Source organism: Streptomyces sp. NPDC001153 (genome assembly GCF_053598315.1).
In genome coordinates this window covers 16,821-19,034 of record NZ_JBSFJZ010000084.1, presented here as the reverse complement: position 1 = coordinate 19,034, position 2,214 = coordinate 16,821, and the positions used below count along the sequence as shown (strand labels likewise).

General features: G+C 74.5%; 2 protein-coding genes. Both read right to left on the bottom strand.

The window, feature by feature from the left end; all coding sequences use genetic code 11:
• A partial coding sequence (locus tag ACWDEN_RS46115; RefSeq protein ID WP_450864018.1) for a DMT family transporter occupies positions 1–872 on the bottom strand: 872 nt, incomplete at its 3' end.
• A 192-nt stretch (positions 873–1,064) separates the two neighbouring features.
• Positions 1,065–2,069 carry an EamA family transporter gene (locus tag ACWDEN_RS46110; protein ID WP_351616221.1) on the bottom strand — a complete coding sequence of 335 codons (1,005 nt, stop codon included), beginning with the start codon at positions 2,067–2,069 and terminating at the stop codon, positions 1,065–1,067.
• Positions 2,070–2,214 lie beyond the last annotated feature (145 nt).

Sequence of the window (2,214 nt, the reverse complement as noted above, 5' to 3'; positions counted from 1 at the left end):
GCCTCGCTCACCGCGAGGCCCGCGACGGCACCGAGCAGGAGCAGGGCGACGGCCAGCACGGCCGCGGTCACCGGCTCCAGCAGCATGATCACGGACACGGTGGCGGACCGTACGACGGCCGCCCCGGCGAAGTACAGGGCGTACGCGAGGGCCGTGGGCACGGCGGCGATGTAGAGCACGAGCCACAGCAGCCGCCCGGGGTGGGCGGTGTGCGGCAGCAGGCCCTCGTGCAGCGCGAACGGCAGCAGGCACAGGCCGGTCACCGCGAAGGCGCCCACGGTGGTGTCGGAGGCGTCGGTGCCGCCGGCCCTCCCCCACCAGCGGGTCAGCAGGGTCATGGCGCCGTAGCCCGCGGCCGAGACGAGCGCGAGGAGCACTCCCGCCGGCCGTACCGTCGCGGCCGAGCCGCCGAAGGTCAGCACGGCCAGCCCCGCGAGCGCCCCGGCGACGGCCGACACTCCGCCGGCGCCGAGCCGTTCGCCGAGCAGCAGGCGGGCGCCGAGCGCGATGAGGACGGGGCCCGCGCCGAGGGTGACGACCGTGGCCACGGCCAGGCCGGTCGACTCCACGGCGGCGAAGTAGGCGGTCTGGAACACCGCCAGGCCGAGGCCCGTGGCGAGGACCTTCCCGGCCCTGCGGGCCAGCGGTTCGGTGCCGGCCGGGCGGGTCCGGGGGCGCAGTCCGCGTCCGGCGAGCAGCAGGACCAGACCCAGCGCGCAGCGCCAGAAGGACAGTCCGAAGGCGCCCATGTCACTGGTCCGGTAGACCAGGGAGGCGGCGGCCCCGGCGGTGCCCCAGGTGGCACCGGTGATGATCAGATAGAGCAGGCCACGCCCCACGGGCAGGCCAGAAGCAGCGTTCGACGTCGTCAAGGGAAACTCTTCCGCAGAAACGCACCCAGGGGTGCGGAAGTTCGGGGGCGCCCGCTTCAGCGGGACGCGCGGACTTCGTCTGCGGGCAGCACCGTCACGCCCGGCGCACAAGCGCGGGGCTGATGTCCCGGAGGCCCGCCTCAGGCGGCCGGAGGCGGAAGGACGAGTGCGTTCGACGGCATGACGGGCACTTTATGCAGTCGTGCCCCGCGGCGACAACTCGCGTTCGACGCCGCCCGCGGCCACCGGCTCGGCGGAGCCCTTCGCCGGCGCCGAGGACTGGGCGATGAACGCGCCGACCAGGACGACCGCCCCGCCGAGGATCTGAGGCGCCGACAGGTGCTCGCCGAGCAGCACCCAGGCCAGCACGGTCGCGATGACCGCCTCCAGGCAGGCGACGACCCCGGCGACCTGCGGCGACAGCCGGCGCACCGACAGCACGCCGGTGACGTAGGCGACGACGGTGGCGACCAGCACGATCCAGCCGAGAAGGGCGAGGGCGGGTACGGCGGTGCCGTTCATGTCGGCGGAGCCGGTCAGCACCGACCAGCGCATGGTCCAGGGGCGGGCGACCGCCGTCAGTACGAGGGCACCGACGAGGAGGCCGTAGGCGATGACGCCGAGCGGGTCCGGTGCCTCCTCGCCCGCGTCGCCGCCGTGGTCGGCCAGGACGAAGTAGCCCACCTGGCAGCAGGCGGCGCCGAGCGCGAGCAGCAGGCCCAGGGCGTCGAAGCTCAGCCCCGACCAGACCTCCACCACGCAGGAGAGGCCGCCGGCCGCGAGGACCACACCGAGCGCGGCGGCGCGCGTCACGGGCCGCCGCTGCACGAACCGGACCCAGCCGAGCACCAGGGCGGGAGCCAGGTACTCGATGAGCAGTGCCACACCCACCGGGATGCGGGAGAGTGCGGCGAAGTAGCAGGCCTGGACGCCGGCGACGGCGAGCAGCCCGAACCCGGCGAGCAGCGCGGGCCGGCGGCGCAGCAGCGCGCGGTGCCGTACGGCGACGGGCAGCATGACGACAGCGGCGCCGGCCACGCGCAGCCAGACCACGTGGAGCGGGTCGAGTCCCGCCTCGATCAGCGGCTTGGCGGCCACTCCCGACCCGCCGAAGGCCAGCGCCGAGGCGAGCGCGAGACCGAGTCCGACGCCCTTGCCACGGCTGCCCTGACTGCTCTCTGACGTATGCACCGGCACATGATGACAGGCGGCGACATGAGCGTCACCCCTGTTGACACCTGTCTCAGGGGCTGGACGTCCGCCGGTGTCAGTGGGCCGCCCCGCCGTCTCCGGCGTACTCGTCGGCGACGGGTTCCGGCGGGGTGTTCAGATCGCGGATGCC